Annotated in this window: 12 protein-coding genes; 4 read left to right on the top strand and 8 right to left on the bottom strand. The window is 65.2% G+C overall.

The window, feature by feature from the left end; genetic code table 11:
• Positions 1 to 1,366: 1,366 nt before the first annotated feature.
• Together DPV74_RS21585 and DPV74_RS21580 are read right to left on the bottom strand one after the other, a co-directional pair.
• Positions 1,367 to 2,383, bottom strand: coding sequence for an AraC family transcriptional regulator (locus DPV74_RS21585; protein WP_119337926.1), 1,017 nt, complete (start codon positions 2,381 to 2,383; stop codon positions 1,367 to 1,369).
• Positions 2,384 to 2,507: 124 nt separating this feature from the next.
• Positions 2,508 to 3,632, bottom strand: coding sequence for an MBL fold metallo-hydrolase (locus tag DPV74_RS21580; protein WP_119337925.1), 1,125 nt, complete (start codon positions 3,630 to 3,632; stop codon positions 2,508 to 2,510).
• 83 nt (positions 3,633 to 3,715) lie between these two features.
• Here DPV74_RS21580 and DPV74_RS21575 point away from each other — a divergent pair, with 83 nt between their 5' ends.
• Both DPV74_RS21575 and DPV74_RS21570 read left to right on the top strand, forming a co-directional pair.
• Positions 3,716 to 4,369, top strand: a complete 654-nt coding sequence (locus DPV74_RS21575; protein ID WP_027792198.1) for a TetR/AcrR family transcriptional regulator — start codon at positions 3,716 to 3,718, stop codon at positions 4,367 to 4,369.
• Positions 4,370 to 4,557: 188 nt separating this feature from the next.
• Entirely contained in the window at positions 4,558 to 5,049 is a 492-nt protein-coding gene (locus DPV74_RS21570) for a flavodoxin family protein (RefSeq protein ID WP_059693699.1), read from the top strand.
• A 134-nt stretch (positions 5,050 to 5,183) separates the two neighbouring features.
• Here DPV74_RS21570 and DPV74_RS21565 read toward each other — a convergent pair whose 3' ends face one another.
• Complete coding sequence (locus DPV74_RS21565) at positions 5,184 to 5,768, bottom strand: DUF2889 domain-containing protein (protein ID WP_119337924.1); 585 nt, start codon at positions 5,766 to 5,768, stop codon at positions 5,184 to 5,186.
• Between the two features lie 756 nt (positions 5,769 to 6,524).
• Here DPV74_RS21565 and DPV74_RS21560 point away from each other — a divergent pair.
• On the top strand, positions 6,525 to 7,208 hold the full coding sequence (locus tag DPV74_RS21560) for a ProQ/FinO family protein (protein WP_059551824.1): 684 nt from the start codon (positions 6,525 to 6,527) through the stop codon (positions 7,206 to 7,208).
• A 499-nt stretch (positions 7,209 to 7,707) separates the two neighbouring features.
• Complete coding sequence (locus DPV74_RS21555; protein ID WP_060170057.1) at positions 7,708 to 8,769, top strand: DMT family transporter; 1,062 nt, start codon at positions 7,708 to 7,710, stop codon at positions 8,767 to 8,769.
• A gap of 545 nt (positions 8,770 to 9,314) precedes the next feature.
• On the opposite strand, the gene DPV74_RS21550 is transcribed toward DPV74_RS21555, so the two are convergent.
• The 5 genes from DPV74_RS21550 to DPV74_RS21530 all read right to left on the bottom strand — a co-directional run bounded on the left by DPV74_RS21550 (position 9,315) and on the right by DPV74_RS21530 (position 13,416).
• The gene (locus DPV74_RS21550) at positions 9,315 to 9,905 is read right to left on the bottom strand and encodes a nitrogen fixation protein NifQ (RefSeq protein WP_060170303.1); all 591 of its coding nucleotides are present in this window, start codon (positions 9,903 to 9,905) and stop codon (positions 9,315 to 9,317) included.
• 99 nt (positions 9,906 to 10,004) lie between these two features.
• On the bottom strand, positions 10,005 to 10,430 hold the full coding sequence (locus tag DPV74_RS21545; protein WP_021163659.1) for a molybdopterin-binding protein: 426 nt from the start codon (positions 10,428 to 10,430) through the stop codon (positions 10,005 to 10,007).
• 267 nt (positions 10,431 to 10,697) lie between these two features.
• Entirely contained in the window at positions 10,698 to 12,227 is a 1,530-nt protein-coding gene (locus DPV74_RS21540) for an efflux transporter outer membrane subunit (protein WP_119337923.1), read from the bottom strand.
• Positions 12,224 to 13,201: an HlyD family secretion protein gene (locus DPV74_RS21535; RefSeq protein WP_119337922.1), complete on the bottom strand. Its 978-nt coding sequence runs from the start codon at positions 13,199 to 13,201 to the stop codon at positions 12,224 to 12,226. The genes DPV74_RS21540 and DPV74_RS21535 overlap by 4 nt, the downstream gene beginning before the upstream one ends.
• A 2-nt stretch (positions 13,202 to 13,203) precedes the next feature.
• Positions 13,204 to 13,416: a DUF1656 domain-containing protein gene (locus tag DPV74_RS21530; protein ID WP_027792190.1), complete on the bottom strand. Its 213-nt coding sequence runs from the start codon at positions 13,414 to 13,416 to the stop codon at positions 13,204 to 13,206.
• Positions 13,417 to 13,582 lie beyond the last annotated feature (166 nt).

Genomic DNA, 13,582 nt, shown 5'->3' with positions numbered 1-13,582 from the left:
TTCGATCGTTGGTTTCGCACGATTACCTCGCAGCGAGGTGAGTTGTCACGTGACAATCGACCCAGAACGTCCGGCAACGACCGCTCTGAGTCGTTTTTGATCCCTGTTGCGACCAAACCCCGCTGATTGAACAGATAGATCGGTAAAGGGATGATTCGTCACTGTTGGCTCGTCGCGAAAGGCCATTCTCCGGAGGGGGCGGTTGTTTGCTGAGTTGTTACGTGACAACTGGAGTGTTGTTTGAGGAGCATGTGTGTTGAAGGCATGTTGCCCTGCACGTCGGTCGGCACACACAGTATCGAAGAGTTTGATGCATCGATTGATCGCAGATTCCGCCCCTTCGTCGCCGACAATCTGCATTCATACCCCTGAAAAATGGTGGGGCCCGCTTACTGAAACAGCACTCCGAGCGCATACGGTAAGCATCATTGATATGTCCCCATTTTTTGGGGGACGTTCAGTTTCATCTTCATCGAACGTTAGCCAGCAGGGGAGGGCGAGGCTTTGTCGTACCTACCCCGTTCCCGCCGGCGCAGTAGCAGCGTTTGCGCGACAGCCGCGTGTGCGAGGCTCCGATTTGCGACAAACCCCAGATTGAAGGTCGCGTGATAACTCAAACGGGCCAGATCGTGAAACAATTCCGAGAAATTCGATGCTCGTGGAAGTCCTTATCCAGCAACGAGTTGCGCAATATTCTTCATGTTGTTTCACGCAATACCGACAAGATTGCGCCTTTAAATGGGGGCGCATGATCATTTCGTGCCCAGCGTCCGACAGCGTGCATAAAGACGCGTCGATTTGTATTTATTGATACGTATTATGTAGTGTTTGAGATTTATGTGGCCCGCCCAGGTAGCTGAGACAAATCGAATTCCGCGGATCACATACACCGCGACACGCTGTCGAGTCTCTGATCGGATGTCCGCGCCAATAATCGGCGCGAGTTGTCACGTGACAACTCGCATTGGTTGCTCAACTCGTTGGATTACAGAGTGACGCGAGAATCCCGGCGCCAAAGAATTTTTGGCCGAGCGCTGGGAAGGCCGCCAAGGGACTTGGTCGTTGAAGAGGGGGGCGAAGTCATCACCGGCTCATGAGAGCGGCATGGAACGAACTGCTTGTATCTGTACTTTGCTCGCGAGTTGGGGGAAACATCCGACTTCGAGGGGCAGTCACGCATCACTCGATATTCGATTACAAGTCGCCAGGCGGCCGCCGAGCCGTCAGTCCTGAGTCGGCAAGAAATCGAGAGGCGCGCGTCCCGCTGCAAGCGTGTGACTCGCCCGGACCAAGCGTGGAACCGATCCAACCATTCTGCGGATACCGCCAAAATCGGTATCCTGCATCTTCGGTACGACTCCGGCGATCAGTAAGTTGCCGCCACCGACAGAACGACATCCGTTCCGCTGCGCAGGTTATCGATATCTCTTCGCGGCGAATTGCCGAACAGCCGACTGTATTCGCGGTTGAACTGGGTCGGGCTCGCATATCCAACCCGGAACGATGCCGACGTGGCGTCGAGTCGCTCGGACAGCATCAGCCGACGTGCTTCGTTGAGTCGTATCCATTTCTGGTACTGCAGCGGACTCATGCCAGTGAGCAGGCGGAAGTGGTGATGGAAAGTCGAACTGCTCATCTGAACCTGCGTCGCCAGATCGTCGACTCGCAGCGACTCGTCGTAATGGGTTCGCAACCACTGGATCGCCCGCGACACGCGGTTGCCCTTGCTGCCGGCGGACGCAATCTGACGCAGGCGGCCACCCTGGCCGCTCGTCAGTAGCCGGTAATAGATTTCCCGCTCGACGTACGGAGCGAGAACTGCAATGGCGTTGGGATCATCGAGCAACGCCAGCAACCGGTTGACTGCGTCGTAGAGCGGTTCGGTCATATCGCCGACGACGAGGCCGCGACCTGCGGGGGCATCCTCATGATCCGGTGCGACCTGCGCCATCAGTTCGGCCATGACGCGAAAATCAAGCTTGAGCCCGATCCCGAGAAACGGCGTTTCTCGGCTGGCTTCGATGACCTGCGTTGAACCAGGCAAGTCGAGCGACGTGATCAGAAAACGGTTGGCATCGCATAGATACACATCGCCGCTTTGAATGATCCGCTTCGTGCCCTGGACGACGAGCCCGAAGCTTGGCTCGACCATGCAGTCCATCGGCTGCGTCGGTGTCTCCCTTCGATGGAGGCTCAGGTTCGGAATGGCCGTGGTGAGGTGGTCAACACCGTCCGTCCACCTCGCGACGCGCTCTGCGAGTGTCAGCCGCAGGTCGCTCTCCCGGCTCTGGCGGGTCGATCGGGGAGAGACGGGGTTGAATGCAGCAATGGTGGCGGCGTCGACCTGTTGGCCGGGGGAGTATGGGGCAGGTGCCGGATGCATGACTTCTCTACTCGGGTAATCGGGTCTACAGGCGGGCCCATCGACATGCAGGTACGCCGGAAACGAGCTTCCCGGAGGCTCGGCGTTGCCGCGCTCCCGGGAAAATGCGCAATGTCCGGTGTACCTACTTCGTCGCTTGCGACGTGCAAAGTGGCCAGCGGCGTGATTTCGTGGCAACGGATGGCGCGCGCTCGTCCACAGTGCGCCACCACCGCTCGCCGCGATGCGGCTCGTCCAGAGCGAGGCGCTCGCCCATCCTGGGCGTCGACAGTTCGACGCCACGCACGATCGCCAGCGCCGTGACGCGCTCGAACGGTTCTTGCCAGCGGTGCATCGCGAGATCGAATGTGCCATTGTGGATCGGGACCAGCCAGCGTCCGCGCAAATCGATGTGCGCCTGCACGGTTTCTTCCGGCTGCATGTGGACGTACGGCCATTGCGCATCGTATGCGCCTGTTTCGATCAGCGTGACGTCGAACGGCCCGAGGCGCTCGCCGATCGTCCGGAAACCATCGAAGTAGCCCGTGTCGCCGCTGAAGAACACGCGCAAGTCGTCGTCGACGATGACCCAGGATGCCCACAGCGTGCTGTTGCCATCAAACAGGCTGCGCCCGGAAAAATGCTGGGCAGGCGTGGCGGTCAGCGTCAAGCCGGCTTCGTCGACACTCTGCCACCAGTCGAGCTGACGGACTTTCTTCGCGTCGATTCCCCACTCGATCAGGCGGTCGCCGACACCCAGCGTTGTCACGAACACACCGGTGGTTGCCGCGAGCGCGAGCACCGTGTCGCGGTCGAGATGATCGTAGTGATCGTGCGACAGGATCACGCCGCGCAGCGGCGGAAGATCTTCGAGTGCGATCGGAGGCGCATGGAAGCGCTTTGGGCCGACGCGACGAAACGGCGACGCGCGCTCGGCAAAGACGGGATCGGTTAGCCAGAATTCGCCGCGCAGCTTGAGCAGCAGCGTTGAATGGCCGAGCCGGTACAGGCTGCGATCGGCGGCCGCGTCGAGTTCCGCCCGGGTCAGCGAATCGACGGGCAGCATCCCTGCGGGCACGGTATTGCGCGGCTTGTTGAACAGCATGTTCCACGCGATGCCGAGTGTCTTGCCCAACCCCTCGGCCGGCCGGGGCGCGACATTGCTGAAGCGCTCGCCATTGTGCTGCGGCGAGCCGCCAGACAGCGTGCGGCCGCGTCGGGCGGCCGCAAAACCCAGAATGCGATGAATCAAAACGAGAGGCGATGCCATGTAGGTTCGTCCGGAGAATAAAGTACACTAAACAGTGTAGTTTATTTTTTGGGTAAGTAAACTACGCGGTGTAAAATTTCCGAATGGATACCAGCACTCCCCCTCAGCGCCTGACCGATCGAAAGCGCGCGGCCATCGTCGACGCGGCCATCGAGGAATTTCTCGCGTCGGGTTACGACGCGACCAGCATGGATCGAATCGCCGCGCGCGCGGACGTGTCGAAACGCACGGTCTACAACCACTTTCCGGGCAAGGAAACGCTGTTCGCCGCGATCCTGCAAAAATTGTGGGATGCGACTCGAACCGGCAGCTCGCCAACCTATCGTTCCGACGTGCCGCTGCGCGAGCAATTGCTCGCGTTGCTGGAGCGCAAAATGCGCCTGCTCGGCGACGAGGCATTTCTCGCGCTCGCACGTGTCGCGATCGGTGCGGCCATCCATTCGCCGGAACGCGCGCGCGACATGGTCGAGCGTCTCGGCGAGCGCGAGGAAGACATGACCGTCTGGGTGCGAACGGCCGCGGCGGCCGGACGCCTGTCGGTCACCGATCCGGTGTTTGCCGCGCATCAGCTGCACGGTGTCGTGAAGGCATTCGCGTTCTGGCCGCAGATCACGATGGGTCAGCCGCCACTCGCGGCGCCGGAGCAACTAAAAGTCGCGGAATCCGCCGCAGACATGTTTCTCGCGTACTACGCGCGACCGGAAGACCCCGACGCATCACGCGCCGCAGCGGACTGATCGTGCATCCGGTCGATCATGCGCGAAGCGAGGCCGGCGCAATGCGCATGTTCGACGCGCGCCCTGGCCCGACGAGCCGGCAAACCGGCAGATCCACGGATGCAGAACCGCCTCATATGATTGCTGGCCATCCAGCGGAACCCGGCGATGCTACCGGCTTACCTGAAGCCGAAAGCGAGTGACGACGCATGAAGACACTGTTGATCGTCTATCACACGATGACCGGAGGCACGCAACAGATGGCCGAAGCGGCTGCCGGCGCGGCGCGCGAGCAATCCGGCGTCGACGTCAGGCTGCAGCGCGCGGACGCGACGAGCGCAGACGATGTGCTGGACGCCGATGCCTATCTGTTTGCGACACCTGAGAATCTCGCGGCGATGTCCGGGCTGATGAAGGATTTCTTCGACCGCTGCTACTACGCGGCGCTCGATCGCGTGAACGGCCGCCCGTATGCGGTGATGATCTGCGCGGGAAGCGATGGACAGAACGCCTTGCGCCAGATCGACCGGATCGCGACGGGCTGGCGGTTGAAGAGCGTGGCACCGGGCCTGATCGTCTGTACGCACGCGCAGACGCCGGAACGCATCCTCGCGGCCAAGACGATCGACGGCGACGATCTCGCGCGCTGCGCCGAATTGGGCGCAGGTCTTGCAGCGGGACTTGCACTGGGCGTTTTCTGATCACTCAGGCCGCCGACAGCCTCGGCCGGTCGGCGTGAGGCCGGACCGAAGTACGTTCGTGCACATGACGCGTGCACACCGGTGCGGTACCGATCCTGCGGTGCGGGCACTGGACTGGCGCGACTGCCTGGCGCTTAGCTGCCTTTTGTTTGCGCCGAAGGCCGGTGGTATTCGGGCCAAAGGCGTTTCACCAGATCGCGCGATGCGCCATATGCATGGCAACTGTCGATCTTGAGCGGCTTTCCGTCGCTGTCGCGCTCCTCGAGCGATGACCTCCGCATGCCGACCATTGTCTGATAGGCCGTGGTGGCGATCGGGCCGAGCAATTCCTTCAGGTGCGTGCACGTATCGCAGGACGGCAGGCGCTTGCGAACCTCGCTGTTCCAGCCGGCGCCGATGCGTAATCCGACGAGCGCCTGCAGCGAGTCGCCGCCACCCGGACACTGCGCATACGGATGTGACCGGAGGAACGTGGATACGCCGCGGACGATCATGTCGGCGTCGAAGACCAATGTCACGCCGAGGTCGTGGATCGGCGACAGCGCAGCGACCGTCCGGGTGCCGCCCGGCGGTGCGAAATCGAAAGTCTTGCGATCCGCGAGGCAGGCTGTTACTTCGAACTGGCCGTCGCTGCGCCGATAGCCGCGCATGTCGATCTGCCGGTGGTGTATTTCCTCGCGCGTGATGCCGTCGTGCGGGATGTCATGTGGGGGAACCATGTATCTGCTCCGTTTCGTGCAACCGGTTCTTTTCGCCGGCAAGCGAGATGTCGACGGCTGGCCCGGTGCGCAGCGAAAGGGGCCGAGGGATACCGCCGCCGCCATCGATCCGGCCATACTACGCACTTTTCGGCATCTTCGTAGGCGACGGGATCGATGCGGACGCAACGAGTCGAGTATGGATATCGATGCGATCGACGGAGGCATTCGCATGCCGCGACACACGCGCCGATCCGTCGCCGGGTGCTTCACATTGGCGCAATCGTCGATTTACACGCAACCGACGGCGCCGCCCGGGATCGCGAATGGCGACCGAGGTTCGCGGCGCATCGATGCGGCACGATCGTGGCGGCGCCGCCAAGGCGGAATACCTCTCGTGGGGCGTCGGCCAGTGCCGCCGCCGGGGCAATCGCGGCGCGCAAGATGGCCCCGATTTCCGCCGACGAGGGTGAACGACGTGACTTCCGGAGACGTATCCATATAATGCGCAACACGACCGTACGGATGCATTTCCGGTACCCCGAATCGGGTCAATGCAGACCAGTGAGTCAACCGGCCGTCGCGCGTACCGGTATACTTCCACTCCTGCCTTGTCCGGCATCGTGGCCGGGTGCCTGAAAACAGAGTGGCGTGCGCGATGCGGCCCCGTAGTGTTCCGCCTCGGCGGCAGACGGGTCGCACGCATGGCGGCGAAGCTGGTGCGCCGCGCGGCGTGACCGCACGAACCACACCTTATATTCCTGGTGGATTGAATTTATGGGTTTTGAACAACTTGCCGAATTGCGGGCGCAGCTCGCAGCGAAGGCCAAGCAGGAGCGCAACGCGAAGCGGCCGGCAGCGCCGGCGGACACCGGCGCGAAGCCGAAGTCCGGCGACCAGCCGCAGCGTGGCGCCAAGCCGGCTGCGGCCGGCGGCAAAGCACCGCATCGCGCGAAGCCTGCATCGGCGAAGCCGTCGGCGCCGGTCGATCCGGTCATCGTTGCGATCGGCAAACTGCAGCGTAAGTTTCCGCGTGCGTTCCCGAAGAATCCGGCCCCCAAAGTGCCGCTCAAGGTTGGCATCTGGGACGACCTCGCGCGCGAAGCACAGGCCGTCGGGCTCAACGAAGCCGAACTGCGCGAAGCGATGTCGACGTGGTGCCGCGGCAACCGCTACTGGTCGTGCCTCGTCGAAGATGCCGTGCGGGTCGACCTGCAGGGCAACGAAGCGGGGCGCGTCACGCATGACGACGCAGCGCGGGCGCGCCGGCTGAAGGCTCGCCGCCCCGGCAAGGGCGCGGCGCAATCCGCCAAGGGCGCGCAGCAGCAGCCGAAGGCCGAGCAGCAGCAGCCGAAGGCCGAGCAGCAGGCCGAGGCGGCCGCCGAGCCGCAACCGGCGAACGTGGAAGCGCAAGCCGACGCAGTGCCGCAGGTCGAGCAGCAAACGGCCGGAAACGAGTAACCGGCACCGCGCGGCTGCATGCCGCGCGGCGCTGACCCGCATGCACATCGCCTGCGGCGAACGACACGACTGACTGACCTGCCTCGACAGAGGCAGGTCAGGACTCCTCCCACCGGCGCCTGACGCGCCGGGTTCTTATCTATCCCGCCTCGAACAGACCCTGCAACCGGACGAAGAAAGTTCGTCGATCGGTGCTGCACGCGCGATGTCTCGACTGTGTCGTTTGCGCGTGGACGGTACGCATGTCCGGAACGCGACGACGCTTCATCCAGTTAATTCGGTTTCCTAAAATGGCGCAATGCCGGAAGCATCGACACGGCGTGAGCGCTCGCGCCCGGTCGTCCTGACACGTTGACGCGCGATAATCTCGCCGGGGCACGTCGGTTCGTTCGCAAGTTGACGGGTGCGATGCAGCTTGCATTCAGAAAGGTACTGAACGCCAACTGCGACACAACCCGAAGCCGCTACCGGCGCCATTCAACGTCAATCCAGTCCGATCATGCACTCGAGACATTCCGCGATTCTCGTCGCGCTCACCGCTGCCGCGCTGTTCGGCGCCGCGACACCGCTTGCCAAGGCGCTGATCGGCGCGATGTCGCCGTTCATGGTCGCCGGTCTGTTCTATCTCGGCAGCGGCGTCGGGCTCGGTATCGGTATCCTGCTTCGCCGCCTGCACAACCGTCACGCACCGGCCGCAGACGCCGCGCCGCTGCAGCGCGCCGACCTGCCGTGGCTGGCCGGCGCGATCGCGGCGGGCGGGGTGGCCGGGCCGGCCTTGCTGATGCTCGGGCTATCGAGCACGCCAGCGGCGACGAGCGCGTTGCTGCTCAATCTCGAAGGCGTGCTGACGGCCGTCATCGCATGGGTGGTGTTTCGCGAGAACGTGGATACGCAAGTGTTCCTCGGGATGGTCGCGATCGTCGCCGGCGGCACGCTGCTGTCGTGGATGCCAGGTCGGGCCGGTGTGCCGGTCGGCGCGTTGCTGATTGTCGGCGCGTGCCTGTGCTGGGCGATCGACAACAACCTGACCCGCAAGGTGGCCGCGAACGATGCGATGGTCATCGCGTGCGTGAAGGGGCTGATTGCAGGGCCCGTGAACATCGGCATCGCGCTGGCGACCGGCGCGACGCTGCCGGCTCTCCCGGTCACGGCCGCCGCGATGCTGACGGGGCTCGGCGGCTACGGGATCAGCCTCGTGCTGTTCGTCGTCGCGCTGCGTCATCTCGGCAGCGCGCGCACGGGCGCATATTTCTCGATCGCGCCGTTGTTCGGCGTCGTGCTGTCGCTGCTGATCTGGCCCGCGCTGCCGCCCGCGGCGTTCTGGATCGCTGCCGTGCTGATGGCGCTCGGTATCTGGCTGCACGTTCGCGAGCGGCATGAACACACGCATACGCACGAGCGGCTCGAGCACACGCACCCCCATCGGCACGACGAACATCACCAGCATGCGCACGACTTTACGTATGACGGCAACGAACCGCACACGCATCCGCACGTGCATCTGCCGATCACGCACAGCCATGCGCATTTTCCGGACATTCATCACCGACACCGGCATTGACCGTGCCACGAACGGCGGACGAAGCGGCGCGTAAGGTAACCGTTTATGGGGCATGCGCTGCATCGCGCTCGCATCTGTTGGCAGCGCTGCCGGGTCGCGGTCGCAACAACGGGGACGAGCCTGGTCTTCGCTCTGGATCAACTGGGGCGGCAATCTGTCCGGATCGATCGGTGAGCCGACTCTGCCGCCCCAGGCTCTGTGCGTGGGCCGGTGCGCGCGGTCAACCGGTCGTTTGTTCGGGAATGCCGGCTGCGAGCACGTCGTCTAAGAGCGTGCGGAAGTTCGCGAGCCGGAAGCGGCGACTGAACCAACTCGTCGCCGCATTGAATTTGCGATGCGGATGGAATTCCGGCAACGGGTCGCGGTGCTCGATGTGTATCCAGCCGCAGTCGTGCCAGGTTTCAGCGAATCCCGGTTTTTTCGTAGAAGCGGAAGGCGGCTTCGAAACCGCACGCCGGCAGGCTGGGGGGCGCAATGTCGGCCAACGCGGCTTCTTCGAATGGCGATGCGACGAATCGAATCGGCAGCACGGGTTACTGTGGCGACTATCGCGCTTGAGGAAAGCAGAAGCCGAAATCCTCACAGCCCGGGCACCCTGGCGCCGGGCCCGGCGGCACATCGAGCGATGCCGCCACTTCCTGCGCGAAAAATTTCTTCCAGCGCAGGTGAGCGACGTTGCGTGCGGCAAGCGCGGGGAAATAGCGACCAAGCATCGCGGATACAGCGTCACGCCCGTCGAGCCCGAGATCGCGCCACAGATGATCGGGGCGCAGGCAGGCGTGCGCGACGATCGACGCGAGACAGCCGGCGTCGTCGCGGTCGACGGCGGGATTCGCGTCGTCCATCAGCCGCGCGTGCAGCGTCGCGACAAACGCAGCGTGGGTGGATGGCAGCAGCGCTGTCGCGGCTGTCGGCACGAGAGCCGCGGCGTCGGCCGCAGGCAGGCGCGGAAACTGCCGCGTCAGCACGGCGGCCAGTTGCGGATGAGACAGGCCGAGCAGCCCGAGGTCGTTGCGGCGCGCGCGTGCCGCAACGAGCGTGCCGAACAGGCGTGCGTCGGGCGTGTCGGCGTTTGCGGCTGCGGACAGCAGCGACTGCAGCGCCCGTTGTCGAGCGTCATCGAACGCGGCGGTCATCGTCGGCATCGGCGCGACAGCCGCACGGTGCGATCCGCATGATCCGCACGAATGCGCGATGCCAAACGGATCGCCATCGCCATCACGATCGTCACGCGTTCACTCGACGCCGACGATCACGCTCGATGCCTTGAAGATCGCGGACGCAGCCGTACCGCTCGCGAGGCCGAGGCGATCGACGCTGTCGTTGGTGACGATCGCGACGATCTCGGCGCCGCCCGCGGCCTTGACCACGACTTCCGAATTGACCGCGCCTTTCGTGACCGACGATACGGTGCCCGCGACGCAGTTGCGGGCCGACACCTTGCTGCTGTCGACGTCGACCATCACGATGACCGAAGACGCCTTCACGAGTGCGAACGCCTTCGAGCCGGCCGCGAGGCCCAGCGAAGCCGCGCTGCCGTGGGTGATCACGGCGACGATGTCGAGGCCGTCCTGCGTCCGGAGCGTGATTTCGTCGTTGACGGCACCGGCCTTGACGGCGCTGACCTGGCCGGCGAAATGGTTGCGGGCGCTGGTTCGCATGATGGATCTCCGGAAAATGAACCGCCCGGCGGGCGGCGAGTAAGAGACGGAAAAGTGCGGACGAGTTTACCTTCAATGCCGGCCCAATGCGGCTCGGGTTTGCGATGCCCGGCATTACGGTTGCGCGCGGTCGCACGGCTGCCCGGGGCGCCATGCGTCGGACGTTTCCGGAGAGCCCAGGCTGGCCGCGCGCGCGTCACCCGGCGAGTTGATCAGCGGACGGCGCGCGTAGCGCGGCAAACGCGCTCCCCGTTCTTCACCGGCAGGTTACTCGGCTGCGGTCACGGCGGCCGAGGCCGCCGACGCACCGCTTGCGGGTGCCGGCTTCGGCGTCTGTTTCGATATCTGTTTCGACGCGTCGGATGCCGTATCGTCATCCCATCCGCCGCCGAGCGCGAGGAAGAGCCGCACCTGGTCGGCCGCGACCTGGCCTTCGGCTGCCGCCACCTGCGCCTGCACGCTCGTCAGCGTGCGCGTCGCGTCGAGGTCGGAGATGAACGACTCGCGGCCGGCCACATAGAGACGATGCGTTTCGTCGGCGGAACTGCGTGCCGATTCATAAGCCGTGCGCAGTGCTTCCGTGCGCTGCACGTCGGCCGCGTAGGTCGCGAGGCTCGACTGCGTCTCGCGCAGCGCGTTCAGTACGACACCGTCGAAGTGCGCGAGCGCGCCGCCCGTCGCGGCTTCGGCTTCGCGCACTCGCGCACGCTGGCCGTTGACGGGGAACGACCAGCTGATCAGCGGGCCGAACGACCAGCGATTCGTGTTGGACGAGAACAGGTCGGCGGCGACACCGACCGAGCCGGCCGACGCACCGATGCTGATCGACGGGTACAGCGCGGCGGTTGCCACCCCGATGCGCGCGGTCGCGGCGGCGAGTTGCCGCTCGGCTTCGCGCACGTCCGGGCGGCGGCGCAGCAGCGCGGCACCGTCGCCGATCGGAATCGGCTGGCGCAGCTTCGGCAGGCGCTCGCATTCGGCGACGGCCTTCGGCAGGTCGGCCGGCGAGCGCGCGAGCAGCGCGGCGAGCTGGTATTGCGCGACCTTGCGGCGGCCTTCGAAGCGCGGGATATCGGCGGCGAGGGTGCGCACCTGCGTCACGCCGCGCGTCACGTCGGTCTGGTTGCCGCGCCCGGCATCGCGCAGCCGCTGCGACAGCGCGACGCGCTGCTTCTGCAGCGCGAGCGACTGCTTCGCGATGGCCAGCTCGTCGCCGGCCGAGCACGATTCGACGTACGCGCGCACGACGTCGGCGACGACCGTGATGCGCGCCAGGTCGCCGGCGGCCCTGACGGCCTCGCTGTCCGCGCGCGCGGCTTCGACGCCGCGCCGCAGCTTGCCGAACAGGTCGATCTCGTACGACACATTGATGCCGACCGCGCCTTCGTTGACGACCGGCAGCTTGTTCTCGAGCAGGTATTGCTCGGCCGATTCCTGCGCGCGCTGCACGGCGGCTTCCGCGCCGCCCGAGAAGCCGCCCTGCTGGCTCGCGACTTCCAGCGCCGCGCGCGAGCGCGCGAGGTTGGCCGCGGCGACGCGCAGGTCGGTGTTCGACTTCAGTGCATCGCGCACGAGCGCGTTGAGCACGGGATCGTCGTAGAGCTGCCACCAGTTGCCGGGCACGGCGTCGCGCGACACGAGCGTGCTGTTCGCATCGTCGAGCGCGTGGTTCGCGAGCGGCGCATTCACGTACGCCTGCTGCGGCAGCGTGTAATCGGGGCCGACGGACTTGCACGCGCCGAGTGCCAGCGCAAGCGGTGCGAGCGTCGCGGCGAGGCGCAGTCCATGCCGCTTCATTGCGATGCTCCCGTTGCGCTGGCGGCCGTGGCGGAAGCCGTCGAACCCGGCGCGACGGCCGACGCCGTGCCGGCGCCTGCCGGCTTCGCGTTGTCGTTGCGGCGCGTGTCGGCTTCGCGCATCGAGACGGTCGCGGTGCGGCCCGCGATCATGCGGAAATCGTCGGGCACTTCGTCGAGCACGACGCGCACCGGCACGCGTTGCGCGAGACGCACCCAGCTGAATGCCGGGTTCACGTTCGGCAGCAGGTTCGCACCCTGCGTGCGGTCGCGATCCTCGATCGCGGCGACGATGCTCTGCACGTGGCCGCGCAGCGTATGCGGTTCGCCCATCACGATGATGTCGACCGGCTGGCCGATATGGATGCCGCGCAGCTTGGTTTCCTCGAAGTAGCCGTCGACGCGGAACGAATTGCGGTCGACGATCGACAGCACCGCGCGGCCGGCCGGCACGTATTCGCCGATGCGCGGCGCGCGGTCGTTCAGGTAGCCGTCTACGGGACTGACGATCGTCGTGCGCTGGAGGTTCAGCTTCGCGGTGTCGAGCGACACCTGCGCATCGGCGACGGCGGCGTCACCTTGTTCGACGCGCGTGCGGCTTTCCTCGACCTGTTCGCTCGCGACCAGGTTGCCGAGCTGCAGGTTGCGCGCGTATTCGCGCTTCGCCTGGGCGAGCGTCGCACGGCGCTGGGCGAGCGTGGCTTCGGCGAGGCGTTCCGCGAGCGTGTAGCGGGCCTGGTCGATCACGAACAGCACCTGGCCGCGCTTGACCTCCTGGTTGTCGGCGACGTGCACCGACGTGATGAGGCCCGCCACGTCCGGCGCGACCTGGATCACGTCGGCGCGCACGTGACCGTCGCGGGTCCACGGCGAGAACATGTAGTAGTTGACGATGCGCCACAGCACGACGGCCGCCACGACGACGACGATCAGGGTAAGCAGGATTTGCCCTGCCGAGAGCCAGGTTTTTTTCACGGTTAGCTAGCCACGAGATGGTGGGAAACGATCACGACGGCGGCAAACACGAACACGTAGATGCCGAGGTCGAAGATCGAACGGTGCCAGACGAGGCGGTAGAAGCCGACGCGCTCGAGCACGGCGCGCACGACGATGTTGATCAGGTAGGCGATCAGCATCAGCACGAGCGGGGCCGGCACGAATACGCCGAAGATGTCGATTTCGCCGATCATGGTCGCGGTCGGAAAGACGGATGGGAAAGCGGGATCATGCGCGTGCTCCGTCGGGCGCCTGCGGCGGCTGCCCCGCCGCGGCCGGATACAGCGACAGGCGCAGGCCGACGAGCGCGTGCAGCGTGTCGCGCAGCCGGCGATGCGTGGCGGGCGTGGCCGGCGCAGC

Source organism: Burkholderia sp. HAN2018 (assembly GCF_024704855.1).
Taxonomy (GTDB): Bacteria; Pseudomonadota; Gammaproteobacteria; order Burkholderiales; family Burkholderiaceae; genus Burkholderia; species Burkholderia cepacia.
The sequence above is the reverse complement of the archived record's forward strand: the minus strand, read 5'-3'. Positions and strand labels throughout refer to the sequence as shown.

Coding starts and splice junctions, on each gene's coding strand:
- DPV74_RS21585 (WP_119337926.1), bottom strand. CDS start 2,383: ATGCATCCGGCACCTGCCCCATACTCCCCCGGCCAACAGGTCGACGCC.
- DPV74_RS21580 (WP_119337925.1), bottom strand. CDS start 3,632: ATGGCATCGCCTCTCGTTTTGATTCATCGCATTCTGGGTTTTGCGGCC.
- DPV74_RS21575 (WP_027792198.1), top strand. CDS start 3,716: ATGGATACCAGCACTCCCCCTCAGCGCCTGACCGATCGAAAGCGCGCG.
- DPV74_RS21570 (WP_059693699.1), top strand. CDS start 4,558: ATGAAGACACTGTTGATCGTCTATCACACGATGACCGGAGGCACGCAA.
- DPV74_RS21565 (WP_119337924.1), bottom strand. CDS start 5,768: ATGGTTCCCCCACATGACATCCCGCACGACGGCATCACGCGCGAGGAA.
- DPV74_RS21560 (WP_059551824.1), top strand. CDS start 6,525: ATGGGTTTTGAACAACTTGCCGAATTGCGGGCGCAGCTCGCAGCGAAG.
- DPV74_RS21555 (WP_060170057.1), top strand. CDS start 7,708: ATGCACTCGAGACATTCCGCGATTCTCGTCGCGCTCACCGCTGCCGCG.
- DPV74_RS21550 (WP_060170303.1), bottom strand. CDS start 9,905: ATGACCGCCGCGTTCGATGACGCTCGACAACGGGCGCTGCAGTCGCTG.
- DPV74_RS21545 (WP_021163659.1), bottom strand. CDS start 10,430: ATGCGAACCAGCGCCCGCAACCATTTCGCCGGCCAGGTCAGCGCCGTC.
- DPV74_RS21540 (WP_119337923.1), bottom strand. CDS start 12,227: ATGAAGCGGCATGGACTGCGCCTCGCCGCGACGCTCGCACCGCTTGCG.
- DPV74_RS21530 (WP_027792190.1), bottom strand. CDS start 13,416: ATGATCGGCGAAATCGACATCTTCGGCGTATTCGTGCCGGCCCCGCTC.